The following is a 25,804-nucleotide window of genomic DNA, read 5'->3' on the forward strand; positions in this document are numbered from 1 at the left end:
TTTTAAATCCCCAGCACCAGGCACAGCGCACCCAGCTCCACCACGTGCAGATGCGGCTGGACGGGGTGGTCCCAGGTGTGGCCAGCACGGTTCACCCACACGGTCTGCATGCCTGCGTTCACACCGCCCACCACGTCCATCAAAGGGTCGTCGCCCACGTGCAGCACCTGGTGCGGGGCCACCTGGGCAGCACTGGCGGCGGCGTGGAAGATGCGCGGATCGGGCTTGGCCACACCAAATTCGCGCGCGCTCACGGCCGCGTGGAACAGGTGGCCGATGCCCACCCGGTGCACGTCGGCGTTGCCGTTGCTCAGGGCCACCAGGGGGTAGCGCGCCGCCAGCCGGGCCAGCGCAGGCAGGGCATCGGGGTAGAAGTCCACGCGCTGGCGGGCGGCAAAAAAGGCCTCAAAAGCGTCTTCGGCCAGCGCCGGGTTGTCGCCCGACAGCTTGAGTGCCAGGCGGATGGATTCGCGGCGCAGCGCGCTCAGGTCGTGCAGCAGATCGGGCCGCTCGGCCTCCAGCTGCTCGCGCACCGCCCGCAGCGCCAGCGTGCTGGGGTAGCGCGCAGCGGTGGCCGGGGCAAAGTCGCCCAGCCACTGCAGCAGCGTGGCCTCGGCCCGCTCGATGGCGGGCCAGACAGGCCACAGGGTGTCGTCCAGGTCGAGGGATATGGCTTGGATGGAGTAAGTGTTCAGCATAGGTACGGGAGAATACCGCCATGCCCTTATTTGCTTCTCCCTTCAAGCCAGAACCCCCTTTTAACCACGCCCAGACCGCCCGCACCGGCGTGCTGTACTGCAACCTGGGCACGCCCGACGCGGCCACGCCCACAGCGGTGCGGCGCTACCTGGCGCAGTTCCTCAGCGACCACCGCGTCATCGAAATCCCCAAAATCATCTGGAACGTGATCCTGCACGGCATCATTTTGCGCACCCGCCCCAAGCAGTCGGCCGCCAAATACGCCAGCATCTGGACTCCGCAGGGCTCGCCGCTGCGCACCGGCACGGCCCAGCAGGCCACCCTGCTCCAAGGCTGGCTGGGCGAGCGCGGCCACCGGGTGCAGGTGGACTACGCCATGCGCTACGGCAGCCCGTCCATCGCCGATCAGCTCAACAAGTTCAAGGCCAATGGCGTGACCCGCGTGCTCATCGTGCCCGCCTACCCGCAGTATTCGGCCACCAGCACCGCCAGCGTGTTCGACGCGGTGTACGACTGGGCGCGCCAGACCCGCAACATCCCCGAGCTGCGCTTCGTCAACCGCTACCACGACGACCCCGGCTACATCGCCGCCCTGGCCCGCCGCATCCGCAGCCACTGGCAGCAGCATGGCCGGCCCGACCAGTTGGTGATGAGCTTCCACGGCGTGCCCGCGCGCACCCTGCAGCTGGGCGACCCCTACCACTGCGAATGCCAGAAAACCGCCCGCCTGCTGGCCAACGCACTCGACCTGACCAAAGACCAGTACAAGCTCACCTTCCAGTCGCGCCTGGGCCGCGCCAAATGGCTGGAGCCCTACACCGAGCCCAGCCTGATTGCCATAGCCAAGGCGGGCGTGAAGCGCGTGGACGTGGTCTGCCCCGGCTTCACCAGCGACTGCCTGGAAACCCTGGAAGAAATCGCCATGGAAGGCAAAACCGCTTTCCTGAACGCGGGCGGCAAAGAATTTCACTACATCCCCTGCCTGAACGGTGAGGCCGACTGGATCACCGCCTTGAGTCAGATCGTGCAAACCCACCTGCAAGGCTGGCCGACGCAGGCCGCGCCCGATGCCCAAGCCCTGGCCGATACCCAGGCCCGCGCCAAAGCATTAGGAGCCAAACAATGAATTTCATAGCTACCCACGTAGGTAATACAAGCGCTAGAGGCCGATTTAATGCATAACTTTGATGTCGTCGTCATCGGCGCAGGCGCTGCCGGTTTGTTCTGTGCCGGGATTGCCGGACAACGCGGTTTGAAGGTGCTGGTCATCGACCACAGCGAGAAAGTGGCCGAGAAAATCCGCATCTCCGGCGGTGGCCGCGCCAACTTCACCAACAAGGACGTCACCCCCGCCAACTTCCTCAGCGAAAACCCGCACTTCTGCCGCAGCGCCCTCAGCCGCTACACGCCCAAGGACTTCACCACGCTGATGACAAGGCACGGCATCTCGTTCCACGAAAAGCACAAAGGCCAACTTTTCTGCGACCGCAGTGCCGAAGACCTGATCACCATGCTGCTGGCCGAATGCGCGGCAGGCAACGTCACCCGCTGGCAGCCCTGCAGCGTCAAAAATATAGCTTTTTCGGCCTCTAGCGCAGACGGTATCAGCGCAAGTAGCTACACCATTGATAGCAGCCATGGCCAAATCACCACGCCGCAGATCGTGGTCGCCACCGGCGGCCTGTCCATCCCCAAGATCGGCGCGACCGACTTTGGCTACCGCATCGCCCAACAGTTCGGCCTGCGCATGGTCACCCCCCGCCCGGCCCTGGTGCCGCTGACCTTCGACAGCGAAGCCTGGGCCCCCTACGCCCACCTGTCCGGCCTGGCGCTGCCGGTACAGATCGAGGTGGGTGCCAAGAAAACCAAAACCGCCTTCCTGGAAGACCTGCTGTTCACCCACCGGGGCCTGAGCGGCCCGGCCGTGCTGCAAATCTCCAGCTACTGGCGCGAAGGCACGCCCATACGCCTCAACCTGGCCCCCGAGGTCGATCTGCCCCCTGCCCTGGCCCGCGCCAAAGCCACTTCGCGCAAGCTGATCGCCAACGAACTGGCGCAGTTGGTCCCGTCCCGTCTGGCCGATGCCTGGGCCGGCCAAGATCCCGCCTGGCAAAAACCCATTGGCGATGCCACCGACAAAGCCCTGGCCCAGTTGGCCGAAAAGCTCGCCCGCTGGGAGCTGACCCCCAACGGGTCGGAAGGCTACAAAAAGGCCGAGGTCACTGCGGGAGGTGTGGACACACGGGACTTGTCGTCCCAGACGATGGAGTCGAAGCAGCCTGGGTTGTTTTTCATTGGGGAGGTGGTGGACGTGACGGGATGGCTGGGGGGGTATAACTTCCAGTGGGCTTGGGCGAGTGGGTTTGCTTGTGGGGGGGCGTTGGCGGTGGGGTGAAGATAAATGCGTGAAGATAAACGGGCAATGGCAATGAATCAGCCGTCGGCACGTCGCCGAGTCAAATACGGTCTTTCAGTACAACAAAATTAAGCCTTATGTCTACGCACAACAGTTGGGAGCAATTTCTTTCGCCAGAGGTCACTCGCGAGCGACTGGTTTCCGCTTCCCTTTTCATCATTGCATTTGAATTGCTCAAAGACTCGATCGTCCAGAAGCTTCGTGACTACTATTCGATTGGCTTTGATGCTACCGGTGCAACTATCAGTCCAGACTACCAGCGCCGCGTGCTGGACCGAAATAAGAGCGCGCTATATGCGTCTTTAGCTTGGTTAGAAAAGAGTGGCGCAATCACGCCCTGAGACTTGGAGTCGTTTGAACGTATCAAAACGGCACGAAACGCAATCGCACACGGCCTTCCAGCGTTAGTCTTCAACGGCGTGAATCATGGTCTTAAAGAGCGCTTCGATGACGCTGTGGCGCTCTTGAGGAAAATTGGAATCTGATGGATTGTCAACGTGGATATCACAACGGATCCTGATTACGATGGAGCAGAAATAGACGAAGACAAAATTACACCTGGGTCCGTACTTATGCTCCAGTTAATGCTTGACGTTGCATCAGGCTACTAACAATACCTCAACCACTTCAAAAGTGGCACCTAGCGATAAGGAGTGTGACCCCTAGGTGAAATCTCCGTCATAGCAACTGTTGAACGCAAAGCAAGCGACCTATATCACCCCGTCAGCAGCTCCACATACCCCTGGTAGCTGTAACTCCGGTTCTTTTTCTGCCCCGTAAGCTCCGCCACGATGCCCAACTCCTCCAGCACCTGCACCGCAGCATTCGCGGTAGGGAAACTGGTATCCAGGGCCTTGCGCACGCGCTCTATGGTGAAGCGCGGCATCATGGGCAGCAGCTCAAACAAGCGGTAGCTGGCAGAGCCCGCCTTGGGTGCGGCCAGCAGGCGGCGGCGGTCGGTGGCGACCAGGCTGGCGATGGCGATGATGTTGCGTTCGGCATCGGCGGCGGCCACAGCCACGCCCTCCAGAAAAAACGCGATCCAGGCTTCCCAGTCGCCCTCGCTGCGCACGATGGACAGGCGGCGGTAGTACTCTGCCTGGTGTTGCTTGAGGTAGCCGCTGAGGTACATCAGTGGCTCGGCCAGCATGCCCCAATGCTCCAGCAGCGCGGCAATCAGCAAGCGGCCGATGCGGCCATTGCCGTCCAGAAACGGGTGGATGGTTTCAAACTGGGCATGCACCAGGGCCATCTTCACCAGCGGCGGCAGACCCGGCGGCGCACTGTGGATGAATTGCTCCAGCTCGCCCATCAAACGGGCCACCTGGTCGGCCGGTGGCGGTACAAACGCGGCGTTGCCCGGGCGGGTGCCGCCGATCCAGTTTTGCGAACGCCGCAACTCTCCAGGCTGCTTGCCCGCCCCGCGCACGCCATCGAGCAGCAGGCGGTGGGCCTCGCACAGCAGGCGCACGCTGATCGGCAGCCCGCGCGGGTCGCGCAAATTGTCTTGCACGTAGCGAAAGGCGCGCAGGTAGTTGGTGACCTCTTCGACATCGTCGGTGTTGCCTACTTTGATGCCCGCCTCTTCGTCGAACAAATCGGTCAATGTGGCCTGGGTGCCCTCGATTTGCGAGGTGAGCAAAGCCTCTTTGCGGATGGCGCTGTACAGCAGCCAATCCACCGAGGGCACCAGCCCCGACACCCCGGACAGGCGCGCCAGGGCCAGCTCGGCCCGGTTGTTATTCTCGAAAAATCCTTCCAACGCCAACGCGGGTGCGGCAGGCGGCAGCGGGTACGGCACAAAGGCATGCACAGACTCACCCGACGTGGTGGAGGTGACATAGTTGCCAGAGGTGCGTTTCATTTTAAAGATAGCTTGTATTCAGTACCTCGTTATTAAAGCACTCTTTAATATAAAGAGGTGCAAGTCAAAGAATCTTTCATATGGGACGGATTAACATGCGATTTAATTTTCATATCGTTTAGCCCCTCTATGCTTATTCCACAGGCGCAGGCAGCTCTTTTTTTAATAGCATATCCCCCCATGATCGCCGCCCTCCCCATGTACCTGTCCCACCCGGCAGGCAATACCGCGCTATGGCACAGCATCGCCCAGTACCTGCGCCAGGCGGGTGTAGCTGACGTGCCTGCAGAACTCAGTATCCCCACCAACGCCGACCTCACCGCCCACTGGCTGCGGCCCGATCTGCTGCTGAGCCAATGCTGCGGCTACCAGATGGTGGACGCGCTGGAGGCCAAAGTGCAACTGGTCGGCGCGTTCCGCTACACCGTACCGGGCTGCGACGGCATCCACTACAGCAGCCACCTAGTGTGCCGCGCCGACGACCCCAGCAGCAGCCTGGCCGCGTTTCGCAACCGAGTAGCGGCCTACAACTCCAGCGATTCGCAGTCGGGTTACCGCAGCCTGCGCGACATGGTGGCTCCGCTGGCGGTGGGCGGGCAACTCTTTGCGCGGACCATCGCCTCGGGCGCGCACGTCGATTCGCTGGCCCTGGTGTGCAGCGGGCAGGCGGATATCGCGGCCATCGACTGCATCAGCTACGCCCAGTTTCAGCGCTTCCAGCCCGAGGCCGTGGACGGCATCCGCATTCTGGGCCGCACCGCGTCGGCTCCGGGCACGCCACTGATCACCGCCCTGGGCACCCCGCCTGCGTTGCTGGCCTTGCTGCGCCAGAGCCTGCACCGGACGATGGCCGACCCCGCCTTGGCTACGACGCGGGCGCAGTTGTTGATCGGCGGGTTTAAAGTGGTGGATGCCGCCGCCTACGCGGGCATGAAAGAGATGGACCGGCAAGCTGCAGCGCTGGGTCTGGCGCGGCTGTAAAACACAAATTTATAAAAAATAGGCCGCCAGCGCATATTCCATCTACGCAAGCAGCTACTGTAACTATAGCAATCGACTACGCCTGCGCCTCACGCGCCAGCGCCCCCAACCGCTGCACCAGCGGCGCAAACAGCTCGGCCGAGGTGTTGCCGTAGCCCAGCACCAGGCCGTTGTCTTGCGACTGCGGTTGCAGCGCAAAGCCGGACAGCGCGGTGGGGGCGATGCCGTAACGCTGGGCGGCCTGGGCGATGGCCGCGTCGGGGTAGTCCACAGGCAGGCGCACGGTGAGGTGCAGGCCGCAGTGGCCGCCTTCGATGCTGTGGGGCACGCCCAGGTGCTGGGTCAGGGCCTCGCGCAGGGCCTGCTGGCGGTCGCGGTAGAGGCGGCGCATGCGGCCCAGGTGGCGGCTGAACTGGCCGCTTGCTATGAATTCGGCCATGGCCAGTTGCTCAAAGCGGTGGCCGCCACGCAGCATCTCTTGCAGCGGGGTGTGGGTGGGGGCCAGCAATGCCTCGGGCAGCACCAGAAAACCCAGGCGCAGGGAAGGGAACATGGTTTTGCTGAAGGTGCCCAGGTACAGCACCGGAGCCTGCGCCACCAGGCCCTGCATCGCGCCTATCGGTTCGCCCGCGTGGCGGAATTCGCTGTCGTAGTCGTCTTCCAGTATCCAGGCCCCGTGGGCGCGGGCCTGGGCGATCAGGGCCAGGCGGCGCGCCACCGTGAGCACGGCACCCACCGGGTACTGGTGCGAGGGCGTGGTGTAGACCAGGCGCGGCGGCTGGGTTTTCCAGTCGGCCTCGGTGGCGACCAGGCCATCGGCATCGACGCGCAGGGGCAGGATGCGCAGGTCACCGCCCTGCATCGCCACCCGGGCACCGCGGTAACCGGGGTCTTCCACCCAGGCGGTGTCGCCGGGGTTGGACAGCAGGCGCACGCACAGGGCCAGGGCTTCCTGCGCGCCCTCGGTGATCACGATTTGCTCCGGCGCGCAGCGCACGCCGCGTGCTACGGCCAGGTGCCGGGCGATGGCGGTGCGCAGCGCGGGCTCGTCCACCGGGTCGCCGTAGCCCAAAGCGGAAGAACCCGCACGGCGGATGGCCTGGTCGCAGGCGCGCCGCCAAGCCGCCAGCGGAAAGTGCGACAGCGCCGGGATGCCCGGGCGCAAGGCGTTGCCGGTGGCGGTGGGCGGCGCGGTGGGGCGGATCTGCGCCAGCCGCCACGCGGTGACCGGGGGCGCTGCGGGCTCGCGCACGGTGCGTGGCCGCGCCGTGCGGCTGGCATTGGACAAGGCCGCCACCCGCGTGCCCTGGCGGTCTTGCTGCACATAGCCTTCTGCCGCCAGGTACTCGTAGGCGGCAGTGACGGTGTTGCGCGAAATGGCCACCACCTTGGCCAGGCCGCGCGAAGCAGGCAGGCGGCTGCCAGGGGCCAGGCGGCTGTCCAAAATGGCTGTTTTGAGGCGGTGGTGCAACTGCCGCTGCAGGGGCGCGGCGGCGCTGTCTTTGTCCAGCGGGGTGTCAAACAAGGCGTGGATGGTCATCATGGCACCATGAAATGTGAGGGTTGTGGCACTTTTCATGCAGCCACGGATGGCGTAACTTTAGCCCCTACACACCCTGGACCGCACCATGCCCATCACCAATACCTACGACCAGCCCATCGGCGATGCCCTGCCCGCCTGGACGGCCCGCGCCCTGCCCACACCCAGCACGATTCCTGGCCGGTTCTGCCGCCTGGAGCCGCTGGATGCCGCGCGCTACGCCGACGACCTGTTCAGCGCCTACAGCCAGGCACCAGACGGCCGCGACTGGACCTACATGCCGGTGGGCCCGTTTGCCACGCTGGCCGACTACCGCGCGCATGCTACCCAGGCGGCTGTGGCCCCGGGCTTCCTCCACTACGCGGTAATCGACCTGCGCACCGAGCGCGCCGTGGGCACCCTGGCGCTGATGCGCATGGACCCTGCGAATGGCGTGATCGAGGTGGGTTTTGTGGCGTTCTCGCCGCTGCTCAAACGCACACCCATCTCCACCGAGGCGCAGTTTCTGCTGATGCAGTACGCCTTCGACAGCCTGGGCTACCGGCGCTTTGAGTGGAAGTGCGACAGCCTGAACGCGCCGTCGATGGTGGCGGCCAAGCGGCTGGGTTTCCAGTACGAGGGCATCTTCCGCCAGGCCGTGGTGACCAAGGCGCGCAACCGCGATACCGCCTGGTTTTCCATCATCGACACCGAATGGCCGGTACTGCGGGCGGCCTTCAACCAATGGCTGACGGCGGACAACTTTGACGCGCAGGGGCAGCAGCGGCAATCGCTGGCGCAACTTCTATCGCTACTGTTTTAATAGCTACTTGCGCAGGTGGAATATGCGCTGAAGGCTTATTTAACTAAAAACTCAGCGCGCATAAGGCTTGCTGTAGCGCGCCTCCAGGCGGCGGTGCACGGCGTATTCGTACACCAGGCACAGCGACCAGTAGATCAGCGCGGCCAGCAGGTAGAAGGTGAAGGGCTTGAAGGTGGCCGAGATCACGTCGTTGATGATTTTCAGCAGCTCGGCCACGGTAATGACAGACAGCACCGAGGTGTCTTTGAACAGCCCGATCAAGGTGTTGCTGATGCCCGGTATGGCCAGCCGCAGCGCCTGGGGCGAGACCACAAAGCGCAGGGCCTGGAACTTGGTCAGGCCCAGGCTCAGGCCCGCGCTCCACTGGCCATGGGTAACGCCGTTCAGCGCCCCGCGCAGAGTCTCAGAAAGATAAGCGCTGGCGTTGACGATCAGCACCAGGGTGCCGATGACTACCAGCGGCAAATCCAGCCCCATGGAGCCAATGCCAAAGTAGATCAAAAACGCCTGGATCAGCTGCGGCGTGCCGCGCATGAAGCTCACATACAGGCTGAACAGACCCGCCAGCACCGGGATTTTTTCAAACCGCGCCCAGGTAATGAACAGCGCCACCGGCAGGCCAAACACCATGCCCAGCAGCGCGTAGCCCACGGTGTAAGCCGTGCCCCAGGCGATGAGCGGCGCGGAATCCCAGATGGGTTGGAGGTAGTCAATCACGTGGCAAAACCTTGCAAATAAAAACGCCCGCGATGGGCGGGCGCATTGTGATCTATTTGGAACACCCCCAGGCTCCAGTGCTTCGCATCTTTCGCCAACCCCCTTGCAGGGGGCAACACTAGCAGCCTGGCACAGCCAGTTCTGCGGTGTTTCTGGAATAGATCGTTCGCTTGGAAATAGGCGGCGGTCGTTCCAAACAGATTTATTTAGATGCGTCCACGCCAAACCAATGCATCGAGATTTTGGCGTAGCTGCCGTCCTTGACGATCTCGGCCAGAGCTTTGTCGAGCGCATCTTTCAGCTTGGGGCTGCCCTTGTGAAAGGCAATGCCCTGCTTTTGCGGGTTGTCCAGCAGCACGGTGGACGGGCGCAGGGGCAGCTTGGCTTCCTTGATCATGTAGGGCACCAGCAATCGGTCATTCAGCGCGGCATCGATGCGGCCATTGACCAAATCTTGCAGGTTCAGCGGCGCAGAGGTGTAGGCCTTGATGTCGATACCGCCGACCTTGCCCAGGGTTTCGGCATAAATGCTGCCCTGGCCCGCGCCAACTTTTTTACCCTTGAGGGCATCCAGGTTGGCGTATTCGCTCTTGTCATCTTTACGCAGGATGATTTGTGCGAACGACACGGTGTAGGGCACCGAGAAGTCAAATTCCAGCGCGCGTTTTTCGGTCATGGTGACCTGCGACACCACCAGATCGTACTTACCCACCTGCAAACCGGCCAGGATGGTGGCCCATTCGGTGGCCACGAACTCGGGCTTCACGCCCAGCTTGGCGGCGATGGCGTTGGAGATGTCCACGTCAAAACCTTGTAGCGCGCCGGTTTTGGCATCCTTGAAGTTGAACGGCGGGTAGGTGCCTTCCATGGCGATTTTGACCACGCCTTTGGACTTGATGGTGTCAAGCAGGTCGTCGGCCAGGGCCGCATGGGCCAGACCGAAGCATAGTACCGCAGCGCAGATTTTTTTCAACATGGAATGCCTTTGGAGGAAGTAAACGGAAAGCAGCCGGACACACCGGCCAAGCCCAGCCTTCTGGGCCTGCGCGGCTATTCTAGCCAGCGCGTGTGCAAAGCCAACCGATAGGGCTCGGTTTGCATACACCGCCAGACTACTTCTGGCATTGAATACTCATATGAGAATTATAAGTTTCACAAGCGATGCAAAGTCCTTTAGCATCGCCTGTACATATCACCCTATACAAGATCACACATGCCCCGCCCAAGCACCGCCACCCCACACGAGTTTGAATGGCCCACCTGGCTTTTGGCCGCAGGTCTTTACCTAGGCTGGGGCCTGGTTGTGGGCTACTGGTCGGTGTTGGGAAATGGCTGGGGCAGTGCGGCCCTGCTGCTACTGACCTGCTGGTACATGAGCCTGCAGCACGAACTCGTGCACGGCCACCCCACGCGCTGGCCACGCATCAACCGCCTGCTGGGCTTGGCACCGCTGGCCGTGTGGTATCCGTTTGACCTGTATGTACATAGCCACCTGATCCACCACCAAGACGAGCACCTGACCCGCCCCGGCATCGACCCCGAAAGCAACTACCTCACCGCCGCCCAGTTTGCCGCCCTGCCCGCCTGGCAAAAAACCTGCTGGCGCTGGCAACGATCGGTGCTGGGCCGCCTGCTGGTGGGCCCAGCGCTGGCCATTGTGCCCACCTGGGCCGACATTGTGCGCAAGCCGCTACGGGGCGACTGGTCGCAGACCACCAGCTGGGCCGAGCACTTGCTGCTGCTGGCGGGCATGCTGTGGGGTTTGCAGCATTGGGCAGGCATCAGCCCCCTGCATTACCTGCTGGTGGCCTATCCGGCGCTGGGTTTGGCAATGCTGCGTTCGCTGTACGAACACCGCCCGGCGGCCCGTCCCGCGCACCGTATCGCCATCAACGAGGCGGGTATATTCTGGCGTCTGCTGTACCTGAACAACAATTTCCACGTGGTGCACCACGAAACGCCCACTATGCCCTGGTACCGGCTGCGCACCACCTACTTGGCCGACCGCGCCGGGTATCTGCACCGCAACGGTGGTTTTCTGGTGCCCGGTTACGGCCATTTGATGCGCCGTTTTGCCCTGAATCCGATTGATTCACCGGTGCTGCCCGAAGACCTGATTCCTGTTGCACGTGCCAGCGTGCATTGACACTCTTTTTTTATCCAAGGATTCCCATGGCTATTCATTTCGCTCGCCGCCTCGCTGTTACCGCACTGGCCATCGCCAGCTTCTCGGGCACGCTGTATGCCCAGAATGCGGTGCGGGTGTCGTCCAAGATCGACACCGAAGGCGCGCTGCTCGGCAATGTCATCCAGCAGGTGCTGGAAGCCAATGGCATCAAGACCGAAAACAAATTGCAACTGGGCAACACCAAGATCGTACGTGGCGCGCTGGTCGCCGGTGAAGTGGACATTTACCCCGAATACACCGGCAACGGCGCATTCTTCTTCTCGGACGAAAAAAATCCCGCCTGGAAAGATGCCAAGGCGGGCTATGAAAAAATCAAGTCGCTGGACGTAGCAAAGAACAAACTGGTCTGGTTGGAGCCTTCGCCCGCCAACAACACCTGGGCCATCGCCATTCGCAAGGATGTAGCGGCCAAGAACAACCTGAAATCACTGGACGATCTGGGCAAATGGCTAGGCACGGGCGGTAAATTCAAGCTGGCCGCATCGGCTGAGTTCATCGAGCGCCCGGATGCACTGCCCGCTTTCCAAACCACCTACGGCTTCAAGCTGACCCAGGACCAACTGCTGACACTGGCCGGTGGCGACACCACCGTGACCATCAAGGCCGCCGCCGAGCAGACATCGGGGGTCAATGCCGCCATGGCCTATGGCACCGACGGCCCGGTATCTGCCTTGGGTCTGCTGGTCCTGGCAGACACCAAGGGAGCCCAACCCATTTACGCCCCGGCACCCGTGGTGCGCGCCGATGTGCTGGCCAAATACCCCAAGATCAAAGACGCGCTGGCACCGGTTTTCAAAAGCCTGGATGGCCCCACGCTGCAAAGCCTGAATGCCAAGATTGCCCTGGAAGGCCAGGATGCCAAAGCTGTTGCCGCTACCTACCTGAAGTCCAAAGGCTTTGTGAAATAAGTCGATGGGGTTGTCCTTACCGACTTCTGCAGCGCCAGTGACCGCCCATGCGCGACCCATCGGATGGATACACAACCGGGTACTGTTCAGTCTGGTCGTGATCGGTCTGTGGGTGGCCTTTGGAATGGCGTTTTTGACACAGGCGCCCAACCGCCTGGTCTCGGGCGTGGGCATACCGCTGGGCGAGCTGCTCACCGGGCTGCGCTGGCTGGTACTGCTGCCAGCGGTGGCCCTGGCAGCTGCCGCGCTGCTGCCAGCCGCGCGGCCAACCCACTGGCTGGTGGTATTGGCAGCGGCAGCGGGCCTGTTTGGCTGGGTCTGGCTGGCGGGCGCACAGGCCCGATGGGCCATGGAAACTGCCGAGTCCCCGCTCTTGCGCACCTCTTTCGGCGGCGGGTTTTGGGTGCTGGTGGTGGTCTACGCCCTGGCAGCGGCCGATGCGCTGCAACGCCTAGGTCTGCATACTGCACTGCGTACACTGGTAGGGTCAGCCGTGGCGCTGCCGGTGCTGGTCCTGTTGCTCCAAGGGCATTTGGACGCGCTCTCGCTGCTCAAGGAATATGCCAACCGGCAAGACGTATTCCAGTCGGCCTGGTACCGGCATCTGCAAATTGTGCTCACCACTTTGGTGCCCACGCTGCTGGTGGGCGTGCCGCTGGGTGTGGCGGCGTTCCGCAGACCCGGCTTGGCCGCCCCCGTTTTCGCCGTACTGAACCTGGTGCAGACGGTGCCCTCCATCGCCATGTTTGGCCTGCTGATGGCTCCGTTGGCGGCACTGGGTGGCTGGTGGCCGGGCTCGGGCATCAGCGGCATTGGCCTGGTTCCGGCGGTGATTGCACTGGCTCTGTATTCGCTGCTGCCCGTGGTGCATAGCACCGTGGCAGGGCTGCGGCAGGTGCCAAGCGCGGCGGTTGAGGCGGCTACCGGCATGGGCATGTCGCAGCGCCAGATCTTTTGGCGTGTGGAACTGCCGCTGGCGCTGCCTTTGCTGGTGGCGGGCATCCGCACCACCACGGTGCAGGCGATAGGGCTGGCGGTGGTGGCGGCCCTGATCGGTGCGGGCGGCTTTGGCGCCATCATGTTCCAGGGGCTTCTGAGCAGCGCACTGGACCTGGTGCTGTTGGGCGTACTGCCGGTCGTAGGGCTGGCCGTGGTGGTGGACGCGCTGTTCCAGTCTCTTTCTGTCTTTTTGCGGGCCACGCCATGATCGAATTCCAGCACGTGTACAAATCTTTTGGCGGGGCTCCCGCCGTCAAGGATTTGTCACTCCACATTCCCCAAGGCGAGTTCACCGTGTTGATCGGTGGCTCCGGTTCGGGCAAGTCCACCACGTTGAAGATGGTCAACCGGCTGATCGAGCACGACGCAGGCCGCATCCTGTTCCAGGGCCAGGAGATCCGCAGCTTCAAGCTGCAAGACATCCGCCGCCGCATGGGGTATGCCATCCAGTCGATCGGCCTGTTTCCGCACTGGACCGTAGAAAAAAACATCGCCACCGTCCCCGAGCTGCTGGGCTGGCCCGCAAGCCGTATCCGCGACCGTGTGACCGAACTGCTGGAGCTGCTGGACCTGGCACCCGCTCTGTACCGTGGCCGCTACCCGCACCAACTTTCGGGTGGACAGCAGCAGCGGGTGGGCGTGGCCCGGGCACTGGCGGTGGACCCGGAGGTCCTGCTGATGGACGAGCCTTTTGGTGCGCTCGATCCGGTGACGCGGCACACGCTGCAAAAGGAAATGCGGCGCATCCATGCCAGCTCGGGCAAAACCATTGTGCTGGTGACCCATGATATCGACGAGGCGCTGAGCCTGGCTACACGCATCGTGCTGCTGCAGAATGGCCAGATCGTGCAGGCAGGCACCCCCACCGAGCTGTTGACCCACCCCGCCAATGACTTTGTGACCGACTTTGTAGGCCGCAGCGACATCGGCATCAAACTGCTGGGCCTGGCAACCGTGGCATCGCACACCCGCGCTGGCGAAACCGCACTTGGAGCTGCCCTGCCCGCCCATACCAGCCTGCGCGAAGCACTGTCCACCTTTGTGGCCCGTGCCTGCGACCGCTTGCCGGTGGTGGACGACCACGGCAACGCGCTGGGGGTGCTGCACTTTGCCGACCTGTGGCAACGCCCTACATGAAAAAACCCACCTACCCCCCAGGCGACTATGGTGCATAAAATTGTGCGTGACCGCTTATTCTGGGCGGTTTTATTGCTATCATTATTGACATGGGGCATGCCACATCTGCGTCCGCTGTTCGCTGCCCTGTTTCCCGCCCTGGACCGCCCCGTCTACACCCAGGACAGCTTTGTAGCGCTGGTGCTGGCGCACCTAAATATCGTCTTTTGGTCCAGCCTAGCATCGGTGCTGGTGGGTGTGGGCGCAGGTGTGGCTGTCACCCGGCCTGCCGGGCGCGAGTTCAAGCCCGTCGTGGAAACCGTGGTGGCGATGGGCCAGACTTTCCCACCGGTTGCCGTGCTGGCGATTGCTGCGCCGTTGATCGGCTTTGGCACCGAACCCGCACTGATTGCGCTGGCCTTGTACGGTCTGCTGCCCGTGGTGCGAGCCACCATTGCAGGCATTGAATCTGTCCCAGACTCGGTGCGGGAGATCGCGCAGGGCTTGGGCATGGGCGGGCTAGGCACGCTTTGGCAGGTAGAGCTGCCGCTGGCGCTCAGCGTGATTCTGACGGGCGTACGCACCTCGGTCATCGTCAACCTAGGGACCGCCGCCATTGCATCCACGGTGGGCGCCAAAACGCTGGGTTCCCCCATCATCGTTGGCCTGAGCGGCTTCAATACCGCCTATGTTCTGCAAGGTGCCATCCTGGTGGGGGGGCTTGCCATCGTCACCGACATGGCCTTCGCACGATTGACCCAACACCTGAACCGCTGGCGGAGTGCCCACTGATGACCGTGCTTGCTTCACTTCCTATGTACGCAGCCGGGTCTGCGGCCAATGCCGCGCTGTGGCAATGTGTCGCCGACCAACTGAACAGCGCCGCTGTGCCCGCCACGCTGGCGCAGCCCACCGACCTGCTGGCGCATTGGCTAGACCCCGCCCTGCTGCTGAGCCAAACCTGCGGTTACCCCCTGACCCACGCGCTGGCCGGGCGGGTGCAACTGGTGGGCGCGTTCCGCTACACCGCGCCCGGCTGCGACGGCCTGCGCTACCGCAGCCAGTTGGTCTGTCGCAGCACCGATGCCGGGCTGCCGCTGGCCGGGTTCCGGGGCCGCACCGTGGCCTATAACTCGGAGGACTCGCAATCGGGCCACAACAGCCTTCGGGCGCTGGTGGCCCCATTGGCGCGCAATGGCGTATTTTTTGGCAAGGCCGTGGCCACCGGATCGCACCATGCCTCGTTGGAGAGCGTGTGCAGTGGCCAGGCCGATCTGGCCGCCATCGACTGCGTGACCCTGGCGCTGCTGCAGCGCGACCACCCTGAGAAGCTGCGCGGCGTGCAGGTCTGCGGCCACACCGCACCGGCTCCGGGCTTGCCACTGATCACCTCCTTGCAGACCCCACCCGACGTACTGCTCGCCCTGCGCCAGGCCCTGCACCACGCCATGCGCGCCGAGGCGCTGGCCGGTGCCCGCGCGGCCTTGCTGATCGAGGATTTCTCCGAACTGCCGCTGGACGACTATGACGCGATTACCCTGATGGAAGCACGCGCAACCCGGGCAGGTTACAGGCTATAATCCAAGGCTTTGCTGGCAAACCCCTGCTGCCTGATCAATTTAATAGCAGGGGAACACCGCAGATTCTTCGTCCAACGGCCTGATCTTCCTTTCGACAAGACCTGCACCTAAATCGGAACCCATCCCTGTCATGACAACCATCCGTGTAAAAGAAAACGAACCCTTTGACGTCGCTCTGCGCCGTTTCAAGCGCACCATTGAAAAGCTCGGCCTGCTGACCGACCTGCGTGCGCGCGAGTTCTACGAAAAGCCCACCACCGAGCGCAAGCGCAAGAAGTCGGCCGCTGTCAAGCGCCACTACAAGCGCGTGCGTTCCATGCAGCTGCCTAAAAAGCTGTACTAAGCTTTCAAACTGTCCGCAGTTTGACAAGCCCGCCCAGGGACGCCAGGGCGGGCTTTTTCTATTCCAGAATCCAAAATCCAGGAGCACCCAATGTCACTCAAAGAACAAATCACCGAAGACATGAAAACCGCCATGCGTGCCAAGGACAGTGTCCGCCTGGGCACGGTGCGCCTGCTGCTGGCCGCCCTGAAGCAAAAAGAGGTGGACGAGCGCGTGGTGCTGGACGATGCAGCCGTGGTGGCCATCGTCGACAAGCTGATCAAGCAGCGCAAGGACTCCATCGATGCCTTCACCAAGGCCGAGCGTAGCGACCTGGCCGACATTGAAAAAGCCGAACTGACCGTGCTGTCCGCCTACCTGCCCCAGCGCCTGGATGCCGAACAGGTGGCCGCCGAAGTGCGCACCCTGGCCGCCGCGATGGTGGCCGAGCTGGGCCGCGCACTGGGTGCGGGCGACATGGGCAAGCTGATGGGTGCCGCCAAGGCGCAATTGGCAGGCAAAGCCGAGATGGGCCAGGTATCCGCTGCCGTAAAGGCCGCACTAGCCGGATAGACCCCAGGCCAACCAAGGAGGCGGTTGCCGCGTTATAAAAAGAGAGCCACTCCGAGCAACGCCATGTCCGCCTCCTTTTTACACAAAACCGCCCACCTGTTGGGCGCGTTACTTTTCGCATCGATTACCGCACTGACCGCAAGCCACGCGCTGGCGCAGGCCACCCCACCGGGCCGGGTGGCGCGCCTGAGCCTGATGGAAGGCGCAGTCAGCTTCGCCCCTGCCGGTAGCGACGAATGGAGCCCGGCCGAATTCAACCGCCCCCTGACCAGCGGCGACCGGCTGCAAACCGCCCCCGGCGCGCGCGCTGAGCTGCACAGCGGCTCCACAGCCTTGCGCATCAACGGCCAAACCGCGCTGGAGATCAGCGAGCTTGACGACAACACCACCCGCCTCACCCTGACCCAGGGCAATCTAGCCTTGCGCGTGCGCAACCTCTACCCCGGTGAAACACTCGAGGTCAACACCCCTAACCTGGCCTTCACCGCCAGCCAGCCCGGCGAATACCGGCTGGACGTAGACCCCCGCTACGGCACCACCGGCGTAACGGTGCGCAGTGGCAGCGGCGTGGTGTATGGCGAAAACGGGGCCTCTCGCACCCTCGCCAGCCAGCAGCAAGTGCGCTTTGCCGACCGGCAACTGGCCCAGGAAGTAGCGCAAAACAACCCACCCCGCGACAACTTCGACCTCTGGTCCTTCGCCCGCGACCGGGCCGAAGACCAGTCCCAAAGCGCCCGCTACGTATCGCGTGACACCATCGGCTACCAACAGCTTGACGGCTATGGCGACTGGCGCACCGACAGCGCCTACGGCGCGGTGTGGTTTCCCCGGGTCACCGTAGGCCAATGGGCGCCCTACCAAAACGGCCAATGGCGCTGGGTTGCCCCCTGGGGCTGGACTTGGGTAGACAACGCCCCCTGGGGCTTTGCACCGTCTCACTATGGCCGCTGGGCGCAGATTGGCGCGCAATGGGCCTGGGTGCCCGGGCCGATGAACCAACGCCCCAGCTACGCACCCGCTCTGGTGCGGTTCGAGGGCTCCAACCGCTTCGAGCAAGACCGCCGCGTGCCACCGCAAGGCAACTGGCTTCCGCTGGCCCCCGGCCAACCCTGGCGGCCCAACTACCCCATGGGCCAGCGCCCCAACGACAACTTCAACCGCCCCCAGCAGCCCCAGGACTGGAACCGTAACCCGCGTGACCCACGTAACCCACGCCCCTTTGACAATGGCCCAACACGTGTAGAACCCATGGTGCAACCACCACCCCAACCCGCCTGGCAGCAGCAAGCCATACCCCACGCACGCCCTGAAATGCGGATGCAGGATGCCCCCCGCAACCAGGCCGACCTGGAACAACGAGCGCAAATGCAGCGCCAGCAGCAGATGGACCGCGAACGCCAGCAGCAAGAGCAAAACCGCAACCAGATGCAGCAACAACAATCCCAGCGCGAACAAATGCAGCGTCAGCGCGATGCCTCACAGCAACAAATCCAACAGCAGCAAATGCGCGACCAGCAAAACCGCCAGCAGCAACAGCCGCAACAAGACCGCCAGCGCACGGAACCCGCCCGCCCCATGCCTCGCCCGCAGATGCAGGAACCCCAGCCCAAGCCACCAGAGCCCTACCTTCGCCCCCTGCTACCGGGCCAACGCCCTGGCGACGGCAGATAAGCCCGCACCGGCAAAAACCCCTTGCCCCAAACGACAACGCCACCAGCTACATTATTGATAGCTGGTGGCGCAGGTGGATCATGCGCTAGAGTCCTAAAAGGCTTAAAAAATTGACATTAGCTACCCGCCACCTTCATCTTGTTGATGAGGATGGAACCCACGGTTTTGGCCCCGTAGTTGTAGGTATCTGCACCAATCGCCTGGATGCCCTTGAACATGGTCTTCAGGTTACCGGCGATGGTGATTTCTTCCACGGGGAAGGCGATTTCACCGTTTTCTACCCAGAAGCCACTCGCGCCGCGCGAGTAGTCGCCGGTCACGTAGTTCACGCCCTGGCCCATCAGCTCGATGACGAACAGGCCCGTGCCCAGCTTGCGCAGCATGGCATCCAGGTCATCGCCGGGGCGGGTGCGGGTGGAAGACAGCACCAGGTTGTGCGAACCGCCTGCATTGCCGGTGGTCTTCATGCCCAGCTTACGGGCCGAATAACTGCTAAGGAAGTAACCCTCGACACGACCCGCATCCACCACGGTACGGGCCTTGACGCGCACGCCCTCATCGTCAAACGGCGAGCTGCCTTTGCCGCGCTTCACAAACGGGTCTTCCAACAGATTGATGTGCTTAGGGAAGATTTGCTGGCCCATCGAATCCAGCAAAAACGTGCTCTTGCGGTAGAGTGCCCCGCCGCTGACGGCCTGCACAAAGCCGCCCAGCAGCCCGGCCGCCAGGGGCGACTCGAACAGCACCGGGCATTCGGTGGTCGGGATCTTGCGCGACTTCAGCCGGCTCAAGGCGCGCTGGGCGGCATAGCGACCCACCTCGTGCGGCGAAGCCAACTCGGCGGCATCGCGCATCGAGCTGTACCAGGAATCGCGCTGCATGCCGCTGCCCTTGCCCGCAATCGGTGCCACCGATAGCGAATGCCGCGAAGTGGCATACCCACCGCGAAAACCATTCGTGTGCGCGCTGAAAAAATGCGACTGCTGGGCCGACACGCCTGCGCCTTCGCTGTTGGTAATTTGTTTGCTGGTTTGCAGGGCCGCGGCCTCGCATTCCATGGCGATTTGCGCCGCATCTTCACTGGTGATGGCCCAGGGGTGGAACAGGTCCAGATCGACCTGGCGCTTGGCGATGTTCTTCGCATCGGGCAGACCTGCAAAGGGGTCTTCGGCGGTGAAGCGGGCAATGTCGTACGCCGCCTTCACGGTTTGCTGGATGGCCGCCTTGGAGAAGTCGGAGGTGCTGGCATTGCCCCGGCGCTTGCCCAGGTAGACGGTGATGCCGAGTGATTTGTCGCGGTTGCGTTCCACCGTTTCCAGCGCGCCCTTGCGTACCGAAACGCTCAGGCCGCAGCCCTCGGAAGCCTCGGCCCCGGCGTTGGTGGCACCGAGTTTTTTGGCATGCGCCAGGGCACTGTCAACGAGTTCTTCAAAGAAGGGACGGCTGTAGGCAAAGCCGCTATCGGGGCCACGGTTGGCACTGGGGACGGTGGAATCAGGTTTTTTCATGTTGGCGGCTATGATACTTGCCACGCAGCCCCTCCTGCTGCACCCCCATCGGATACCCCGCGCACAGCGCGCACAACTCTAAAAACCATGTCACGCAAACTCACCAAAGGCTACTACGTCCACGGCAAATTCGTTGCCGAAGGTAGCGAACTGGACATCCAGCTCAAAGCCGAACTGAAGGGCACCGATGCCTCCAGCCGCACCGACCTCAAAAAGGAGAGTGACGAACTGCAAGCCCTGGGCGAAAGTCTGCTGACGCTGCGCCTGGACCTGTTCACCAAGCTGCAACTCACCGAAAAATTGCACGACGCCATCCTCGAGGCCAAGCGCATCACCAACTTTGAAGGCAAGCGCCGCCAGATGCAGTTCATCGGCAAACTCATGCGCAAGCAGGAGCCCGAAAAGCTCGAAGAGATCCGCGCTACGCTGAAAATCCAGCACTCCGGCTCGGCGCAAGAAAACCTGGCCCTGCACAAGGCCGAAACCTGGCGCAACCGGCTGATCGCCGAAGACGACGCCTTTGGCGAATGGATTGCAGAATTTGCGCAAACCGACTCGCAGCAACTGCGCGCCCTGGTCCGCCAGGCCCGTAAAGACCTGGTGCCCGAAAAGCCCGGTGCCCTGCCCCGCCACGGCCGCGCCTACCGCGACATCTTCCAGCTGGTGCGCGAGCAGTTGGCCGACATCGATGGCCCGCTGAACGACGGAACGATAGAAGAGACAGAAGAATGACCGCGTTCGACCCCGTCAAGATCGGCATCGTCTCGGTCAGCGACCGGGCCAGCAGCGGGGTGTATGAAGACAAAGGCCTGCCCGCCCTGCAAGACTGGCTGGCCCGCGCCCTGAAGAACCCGATTGAATTCATGCCTCGCCTGATCCCCGACGAGCAGGCGGTCATCAGCGCAACTTTGATCGAACTGGTCGATGCCGGTTGCAGCCTGGTGCTGACCACTGGCGGCACCGGCCCGGCTCTGCGCGACATGACCCCCGAGGCCACCCTGGCTGTCGCCCACAAGGAAATGCCCGGTTTTGGCGAGCAAATGCGCCAGATCAGCCTGCAGTTTGTGCCGACCGCCATCCTGTCGCGCCAAACCGCTGTCATCCGCGACCAGGCCCTCATCCTCAACCTGCCCGGCCAGCCCAAAGCCATCGCCGAGACGCTGGAAGGCCTGCCCGCACGGGGCGTGCCCGGCATCTTTGCAGCGGTGCCCTACTGCATCGATTTGATCGGCGGGCCGTACCTGGAGACGGATGACACGGTGTGCAATGCTTTTCGGCCGAAGTCGGCAGTGCGGGTAATGCCGGGATAGATTGCTATATAAATAATAGCTTTTAGCGCAGACAGAATATGCGCTAGAGGGCTAAATGGCTTATATTTTTAGGTTGTTGCTGTACCCGCAGGCACGTCCAGCACCACGCTGGCGAATACACCCCCGGTACAGCCCATGCTGTTCGTTCTAGCCCGCCTCCACGCAAGGCGGGTCGCGGCATCACACGGTGAGGAAAATGGGGTGTTCGCCATGCCTTATCCTAGTCCTCCGCCGACCAGCCCACGCGCCCATGCCCCCTCCCCACATCCTCCTGCTAGAAGATGACCCGGCCATCGCCAAAACCGTGGTCTACGCCCTGGAGCGCGCGGGGCTGCGGGTGACGCACTGCCTGCTGGTGGCGGATGCGCTGCGGCAACTGGCCACCGCGCCGCCCGACGCGCAGCACAATGTGTTGGTGCTGGACATCGGCCTGCCCGACGGCTCGGGGCTGGACGTGTGCCGCCATGTGCGGGCCAGCCCGGCGCTGCAGCATCTGCCGGTGCTGGTGCTGAGCGCGCACGGCGAGGAGATCGACCGCGTGGTCGGGCTGGAGCTGGGGGCGGACGACTACGTGACCAAGCCGTTCAGCCCGCGCGAGCTGGTGGCGCGGGTCCGCGGGCTGCTGCGCCGTGCCGCGGCCCCGGCGGTGACAACACCGCCACCGACCGGGTTCACACTGGACACCGATAGCCAGCGCGCCACCTGGCAGGGCCAGCCATTGGCGCTGACGCGGCGCGAACTGGGCCTGCTGGCCGAACTGCTGCGCCAGCCGGGTCGGGTGCGCAGCCGCGATGCCCTGCTGGCCGCCGTGTGGGGCCATGATTCGGACAGCGCCGACCGCACGGTGGACACGCACATCAAAACCCTGCGCGCCAAGCTACAGCAAATCGCTCCCGAGCGCGACCCCATCACCACCCACCGGGGTCTGGGCTACTCGGTTTCCACCTTGGTCTGAGGATGCACCTGGGCATCCGCATCCTGTTCGGCTTTTTCCTGATCACCGGGCTGGCGGGTTTTTTTGTATTGCGGATTTTCGTAGCAGAGGTCAAGCCCAGCGTGCGCGAGGTGATGGAAGACATGATGGTGGACACCGCCAACATCCTGGCCGAGCTGGCCACCGACGACCTGCGCGCCGGGCGCATGGCCCAAGGCCTGTTTGCCACCCAGGTGGCGGCCTACGCCCGGCGGCCCATCGACGCGCGCATCTGGGGGCTGGACAAGCAGTCGCTGGACTTCCGCGTCTATGTGACCGATGCGAAGGGCCTGGTGGTGTTCGACTCGGCCCACGCCGCCGAGGGGCAAGACTATTCGCAGTGGCGCGACGTAGCCCGCACCCTGCGCGGCGAGTACGGGGCCCGCGCCACGCGTGAGGTGCAGCGCGACGACCGCAGCGCGGTGCTGTACGTGGCCGCGCCGGTGACCGACCAGGGCCGCGTTATCGGCGTGCTGACGGTGGCCAAGCCGGTGGCCACGGTGCAGGCCTTCATCGACCGGGCCGAGCGCAAAATTCTGGTCAGTGGCTTCTGGCTTCTGGCTGCTGGCTCTGTCGGCGGCGGTGGGGGTGGCGGTGACGCTGTGGGTGGTGCACAGCATCCGCCAGCTGCGCCGCTACGCCAACGCCATGGAGGCGGGCAAAAAGCTGCCGCTGCCGCGCATCCAGGGCGAGCTGGGCGAGTTGGCCCTGGCCATGCAGGCCATGCGCCAGCGCGTCGAAGGGCGGGATTACATCGAAGGCTATGTGCGGGCTTTGACCCACGAGCTGAAAAGCCCGCTGGCCGCCATCCGCGGCGCAGGCGAGCTGCTGCAAGACCCCCTGCCCGAACCCGACCGCCAAGAATTCGCCGCCGACATCCTGGCCCAAACCCAGCGCCTGCAGTCGCTGGTGGACCGCCTGCTGGAGCTCAGCAAGCTGGAGCAGCGCTAGGAACTGCACCAGCCGCAAAACCTGGTGCTGGCAGATTTTTTAGCATCTTTTGTGGCCCAGGCGCAGGTAGAGCGTGCGCATATAGCTATTGACTTGATAGCAAACCAAAATACAGAGATCGTGCGTATCGAACCCGCCCTGCTGTCCCTGGCGCTGGGCAATCTGCTGGACAACGCCGCCGCCTTTGCGCCGCCCGGTGGCCGTACCACCCTGGCCGCCTTGGGCCGCAGCATCGTGGTGCAAGACGATGGTCCCGGCGTGCCCGACTTTGCCCTGTCCAAACTAGGGCAAAAGTTCTTCTCCACCGTGCGCCCGGATGGCCACACCAAGGGCTCCGGCCTGGGCTTGGCCATCGTGGCGCAAACCATGGCGCTGCACGGCGGCACGCTGCACATCGCCAACACCCATCCTGGTTTGCGTGTCACGCTGCAATTTTCTTAGCCACAGTTCACACCCACTTCACAGACTTCACGCGCCCCTCACCAGCAGCTCAGAAACTCGCCGCTTTCAACAAGGAGTGGGCGATGAAAGCAATGATTTTTGGCAAATTCTCCGGGCTGCTGGTGGTAGCGGTCTTGCTGCTGCTGGGCTTGGCGCAGATTACCGACCTGGTGCAAGAGCGCCAGGGGCGGCACCAGAGCGCGGTTGACAGCGTGGCCCGCAGCCTGGCGGGCAGCCAGACGGTGCTGGGACCGCTGGTGCACCGGGCCTGTACCGAGGAATGGAGCCACACCACTGACAAGGGCGTGGTGCTGGAGCGGCGCAACTTCAACCTGGTGGCCGCGCCCAGCAACTTGAATGTGGTCAGCACCAGCCAGGTAGAGGCCCGAGCCCGTGGCCTGCACGCCACCCAGGTGTTCACCCTGAAGGCCAAGCTGTCGGCCCAATGGACGGACCTGCAAAGCCTCAGCAGCCAGCCACAGCACGCCGGGGCAACGGTGCGCTGCGGCCCGCCGGTGTTGATGCTGGCGGTGAGCGACGCGCGCGGCATCCGCCAGGCCGAGGTGCTGGTCAACGGCCAGCCGCAAACCGTGCAGGCCGGTACCCAGCACAGCGCCTACCCGCGCGGGGTGCAGGCCAGCCTGCCCGCCAACACGCCGCTGGGTGCGCCGCTGCGTGCCGAGGTGGAACTGGAGCTGCTGGGCACCGAGGCGCTGAACTTTGTGCCGCTGGGGAGTGCCACGCAGATCAGCCTGTCGTCCAACTGGCCGCACCCGCGGTTTGACGGGCAGTTCCTGCCGTCCGAGCGCAAGATCAGTGACCAGGGTTTTGAAGCCAGCTGGCGCGTCTCAGCCCTGGCCAGCAGCGCCCAGCAGGCGGTGGTGGACGGGGGATCGCTATGCAGCGGAGGTATGGGCACATCCAACGACAGTGCCGAATACGCCACCACCGCAGTGGATGCCAGCCGCCATGGCTCGGCCTGTGTGGAAACCCTGGGGCTGGGCTTTATCGACCCGATCAACACCTATTCGCTGTCCGACCGGGCCACCAAATACGGCCTGCTTTTCATCGTTCTGACGTTCTGCGCGGTGGGCCTGTTTGAGTGCATGCGCGGGCTGCGGGTGCACCCCATCCAGTACTTTTTGGTGGGCGCGGCCATCAGCATCTTTTTCTTGCTGCTGGTGAGCCTGTCGGAGCATTTGACGTTCAACACCGCCTACGCTTTAGCGGCCAGCGCCTGTGTGCTGCTGCTGGCCTACTACGCCAGCCACATGCTGCACAGCTGGCGGCGCGGCCTGCCGTTTGGCTTAGGGATTGCGGCGCTGTACGGCCTGCTGTTTGTGCTGCTGCAACTGGAGCAAACCGCCATGGTGATGGGCGCTCTGGCCCTGTTCGGGGTGCTGGCCGGGGTGATGACACTGACCCGCAAGCTCGACTGGTATGCGCTGCTGCGGGTTACACCAAGTGCAGTTACTTCCCCACCAGCTGCGTAAATTTTTCGGCCTCAAAGCACTCGGTGCGGGCCGCGTCGCAGGGCACGCAGTCGGGGGTGGTCTGGGTGGCCGAGAGCTTTTCGATCGCCTGCCAGAGCAGCGCAATCTGGTGTTCCTGGCTGGAGGCGCTGTCGATCAGGCCGCGCATGGCTTCGCCAATCGGGTCGCCATCGGGGGTGATGCCGTAGGCCGAGAAGCGCGGCGTGGCCATGGCCGCATCGCCGGCCGGGCCGTCCTTGGGCAGGATGATGCGGGCCGGGATGCCCACCGCCGTGGCCCCTGCTGGCACGGGCTTGATCACCACCGCGTTGGAGCCGATCTTGGCCCCGTCGCCCACAGTAAAGCCGCCCAGCACCTTGGCCCCAGCGCTGACCACCACGTCGCGGCCCAGCGTGGGGTGGCGTTTGGCGCCCTTGTACAGCGAGGTGCCGCCCAGGGTCACGCCCTGGTAGATGGTGCAGCCGTCGCCAATTTCGGCGGTTTCGCCCACCACCACGCCCATCGCGTGGTCAAAGAACACCCGCTCACCCAGCTTGGCACCGGGGTGGATTTCGATACCGGTAAACCAGCGCGCAATGTGCGAGATGAAGCGCCCCAACCACTTGAAGCCGTGGTGCCAGCACCAGTGGGCCGGGCGGTGCAGTACCACCGCGTGCAGGCCGGGGTAGCAGGTCAATACCTCCCAAGTGCTGCGGGCAGCAGGGTCGCGGTCAAGGATGCAGTGGATGTCGGAGCGGAGGCGGGAAAACATG

Annotated in this window: 24 protein-coding genes and 2 pseudogenes; 19 read left to right on the forward strand and 7 right to left on the reverse strand. The window is 63.5% G+C overall.

Annotated elements, in window-relative coordinates; all coding sequences use genetic code 11:
- Positions 1-2 precede the first annotated feature (2 nt).
- Positions 3-698 carry an HAD-IA family hydrolase gene (locus tag Q0T48_RS01005; protein WP_295951139.1) on the reverse strand — a complete coding sequence of 232 codons (696 nt, stop codon included), beginning with the start codon at positions 696-698 and terminating at the stop codon, positions 3-5.
- Between the two features lie 20 nt (positions 699-718).
- On the opposite strand from Q0T48_RS01005, the gene hemH reads away from it, so the two are divergent.
- From hemH to Q0T48_RS01020, 3 genes are all read left to right on the forward strand, one after another.
- A complete protein-coding gene (gene hemH, locus Q0T48_RS01010) occupies positions 719-1,825 on the forward strand; it encodes a ferrochelatase (RefSeq protein ID WP_295951142.1) in 1,107 nt (368 codons plus the stop codon).
- Positions 1,826-1,873: 48 nt separating this feature from the next.
- Positions 1,874-3,094: an NAD(P)/FAD-dependent oxidoreductase gene (locus tag Q0T48_RS01015; protein ID WP_295951144.1), complete on the forward strand. Its 1,221-nt coding sequence runs from the start codon at positions 1,874-1,876 to the stop codon at positions 3,092-3,094.
- A 98-nt stretch (positions 3,095-3,192) separates the two neighbouring features.
- Positions 3,193-3,456, forward strand: a complete 264-nt coding sequence (locus Q0T48_RS01020) for a hypothetical protein (RefSeq protein WP_295951145.1) — start codon at positions 3,193-3,195, stop codon at positions 3,454-3,456.
- A 374-nt stretch (positions 3,457-3,830) separates the two neighbouring features.
- On the opposite strand, the gene Q0T48_RS01025 is transcribed toward Q0T48_RS01020, so the two are convergent.
- A complete protein-coding gene (locus tag Q0T48_RS01025) occupies positions 3,831-4,979 on the reverse strand; it encodes a Fic family protein (protein ID WP_295951147.1) in 1,149 nt (382 codons plus the stop codon).
- 180 nt (positions 4,980-5,159) lie between these two features.
- On the opposite strand from Q0T48_RS01025, the gene Q0T48_RS01030 reads away from it, so the two are divergent.
- The gene (locus tag Q0T48_RS01030; protein ID WP_295951149.1) at positions 5,160-5,960 is read left to right on the forward strand and encodes a PhnD/SsuA/transferrin family substrate-binding protein; all 801 of its coding nucleotides are present in this window, start codon (positions 5,160-5,162) and stop codon (positions 5,958-5,960) included.
- A gap of 76 nt (positions 5,961-6,036) precedes the next feature.
- Here Q0T48_RS01030 and Q0T48_RS01035 read toward each other — a convergent pair whose 3' ends face one another.
- Positions 6,037-7,503 carry a PLP-dependent aminotransferase family protein gene (locus tag Q0T48_RS01035; RefSeq protein WP_295951152.1) on the reverse strand — a complete coding sequence of 489 codons (1,467 nt, stop codon included), beginning with the start codon at positions 7,501-7,503 and terminating at the stop codon, positions 6,037-6,039.
- Positions 7,504-7,588: 85 nt separating this feature from the next.
- On the opposite strand from Q0T48_RS01035, the pseudogene Q0T48_RS01040 reads away from it, so the two are divergent.
- Positions 7,589-8,284, forward strand: a pseudogene (locus Q0T48_RS01040) (GNAT family protein); the annotation flags it as partial.
- Between the two features lie 69 nt (positions 8,285-8,353).
- Here Q0T48_RS01040 and Q0T48_RS01045 read toward each other — a convergent pair.
- Positions 8,354-9,019: an amino acid ABC transporter permease gene (locus Q0T48_RS01045; protein ID WP_295951158.1), complete on the reverse strand. Its 666-nt coding sequence runs from the start codon at positions 9,017-9,019 to the stop codon at positions 8,354-8,356.
- A 202-nt stretch (positions 9,020-9,221) separates the two neighbouring features.
- The gene (locus Q0T48_RS01050) at positions 9,222-9,995 is read right to left on the reverse strand and encodes a transporter substrate-binding domain-containing protein (protein WP_295951161.1); all 774 of its coding nucleotides are present in this window, start codon (positions 9,993-9,995) and stop codon (positions 9,222-9,224) included.
- 237 nt (positions 9,996-10,232) lie between these two features.
- On the opposite strand from Q0T48_RS01050, the gene Q0T48_RS01055 reads away from it, so the two are divergent.
- The 9 genes from Q0T48_RS01055 (at position 10,233) to Q0T48_RS01095 (ending at position 18,376) form a co-directional block, all read left to right on the forward strand.
- Positions 10,233-11,165, forward strand: coding sequence for a fatty acid desaturase (locus tag Q0T48_RS01055; RefSeq protein ID WP_295951163.1), 933 nt, complete (start codon positions 10,233-10,235; stop codon positions 11,163-11,165).
- A gap of 26 nt (positions 11,166-11,191) precedes the next feature.
- Positions 11,192-12,115 carry an ABC transporter substrate-binding protein gene (locus tag Q0T48_RS01060; RefSeq protein ID WP_295951164.1) on the forward strand — a complete coding sequence of 308 codons (924 nt, stop codon included), beginning with the start codon at positions 11,192-11,194 and terminating at the stop codon, positions 12,113-12,115.
- A 4-nt stretch (positions 12,116-12,119) separates the two neighbouring features.
- A complete protein-coding gene (locus Q0T48_RS01065; protein WP_295951166.1) occupies positions 12,120-13,322 on the forward strand; it encodes an ABC transporter permease in 1,203 nt (400 codons plus the stop codon).
- Positions 13,319-14,251: an ABC transporter ATP-binding protein gene (locus Q0T48_RS01070; protein WP_295951169.1), complete on the forward strand. Its 933-nt coding sequence runs from the start codon at positions 13,319-13,321 to the stop codon at positions 14,249-14,251. Before Q0T48_RS01065 ends, Q0T48_RS01070 begins: the two co-directional genes overlap by 4 nt.
- A gap of 96 nt (positions 14,252-14,347) precedes the next feature.
- Positions 14,348-15,022 carry an ABC transporter permease gene (locus Q0T48_RS01075; RefSeq protein ID WP_295951173.1) on the forward strand — a complete coding sequence of 225 codons (675 nt, stop codon included), beginning with the start codon at positions 14,348-14,350 and terminating at the stop codon, positions 15,020-15,022.
- Positions 15,022-15,810 (forward strand): PhnD/SsuA/transferrin family substrate-binding protein, encoded by a 789-nt coding sequence (locus tag Q0T48_RS01080; RefSeq protein ID WP_295951175.1) that lies wholly within the window; start codon positions 15,022-15,024, stop codon positions 15,808-15,810. Before Q0T48_RS01075 ends, Q0T48_RS01080 begins: the two co-directional genes overlap by 1 nt.
- Before the next feature lie 130 nt (positions 15,811-15,940).
- Entirely contained in the window at positions 15,941-16,153 is a 213-nt protein-coding gene (rpsU, locus tag Q0T48_RS01085; RefSeq protein WP_092756237.1) for a 30S ribosomal protein S21, read from the forward strand.
- Positions 16,154-16,243: 90 nt separating this feature from the next.
- Positions 16,244-16,705 (forward strand): GatB/YqeY domain-containing protein, encoded by a 462-nt coding sequence (locus Q0T48_RS01090; RefSeq protein ID WP_295951182.1) that lies wholly within the window; start codon positions 16,244-16,246, stop codon positions 16,703-16,705.
- A 63-nt stretch (positions 16,706-16,768) separates the two neighbouring features.
- Positions 16,769-18,376, forward strand: a complete 1,608-nt coding sequence (locus Q0T48_RS01095) for a DUF6600 domain-containing protein (RefSeq protein ID WP_295951185.1) — start codon at positions 16,769-16,771, stop codon at positions 18,374-18,376.
- A gap of 116 nt (positions 18,377-18,492) precedes the next feature.
- Here the strand turns inward: Q0T48_RS01095 and pmbA are convergent, their stop codons facing one another.
- Positions 18,493-19,884, reverse strand: a complete 1,392-nt coding sequence (pmbA, locus tag Q0T48_RS01100; RefSeq protein ID WP_295951187.1) for a metalloprotease PmbA — start codon at positions 19,882-19,884, stop codon at positions 18,493-18,495.
- An 87-nt stretch (positions 19,885-19,971) separates the two neighbouring features.
- Here pmbA and yjgA point away from each other — a divergent pair, with 87 nt between their 5' ends.
- The 5 genes and pseudogenes from yjgA to creD all read left to right on the forward strand — a co-directional run bounded on the left by yjgA (position 19,972) and on the right by creD (position 25,052).
- Positions 19,972-20,616, forward strand: coding sequence for a ribosome biogenesis factor YjgA (gene yjgA, locus Q0T48_RS01105; protein ID WP_295951189.1), 645 nt, complete (start codon positions 19,972-19,974; stop codon positions 20,614-20,616).
- A complete protein-coding gene (gene mog / locus Q0T48_RS01110; protein ID WP_295951191.1) occupies positions 20,613-21,194 on the forward strand; it encodes a molybdopterin adenylyltransferase in 582 nt (193 codons plus the stop codon). Before yjgA ends, mog begins: the two co-directional genes overlap by 4 nt.
- 250 nt (positions 21,195-21,444) lie before the next feature.
- A complete protein-coding gene (gene creB, locus Q0T48_RS01115; protein WP_295951194.1) occupies positions 21,445-22,149 on the forward strand; it encodes a two-component system response regulator CreB in 705 nt (234 codons plus the stop codon).
- Between the two features lie 2 nt (positions 22,150-22,151).
- Positions 22,152-23,559: pseudogene (creC, locus tag Q0T48_RS01120) on the forward strand (two-component system sensor histidine kinase CreC).
- A gap of 83 nt (positions 23,560-23,642) precedes the next feature.
- Entirely contained in the window at positions 23,643-25,052 is a 1,410-nt protein-coding gene (creD, locus tag Q0T48_RS01125) for a cell envelope integrity protein CreD (RefSeq protein ID WP_295951197.1), read from the forward strand.
- Here creD and cysE read toward each other — a convergent pair.
- Complete coding sequence (cysE, locus tag Q0T48_RS01130; protein ID WP_295951199.1) at positions 25,030-25,803, reverse strand: serine O-acetyltransferase; 774 nt, start codon at positions 25,801-25,803, stop codon at positions 25,030-25,032. The genes creD and cysE overlap by 23 nt on opposite strands.
- Between the last annotated feature and the right edge of the window lies 1 nt (position 25,804).

It is taken from the genome of Rhodoferax sp. (assembly GCF_025354435.1).
GTDB lineage: Bacteria > Pseudomonadota > Gammaproteobacteria > Burkholderiales > Burkholderiaceae_C > Rhodoferax_B.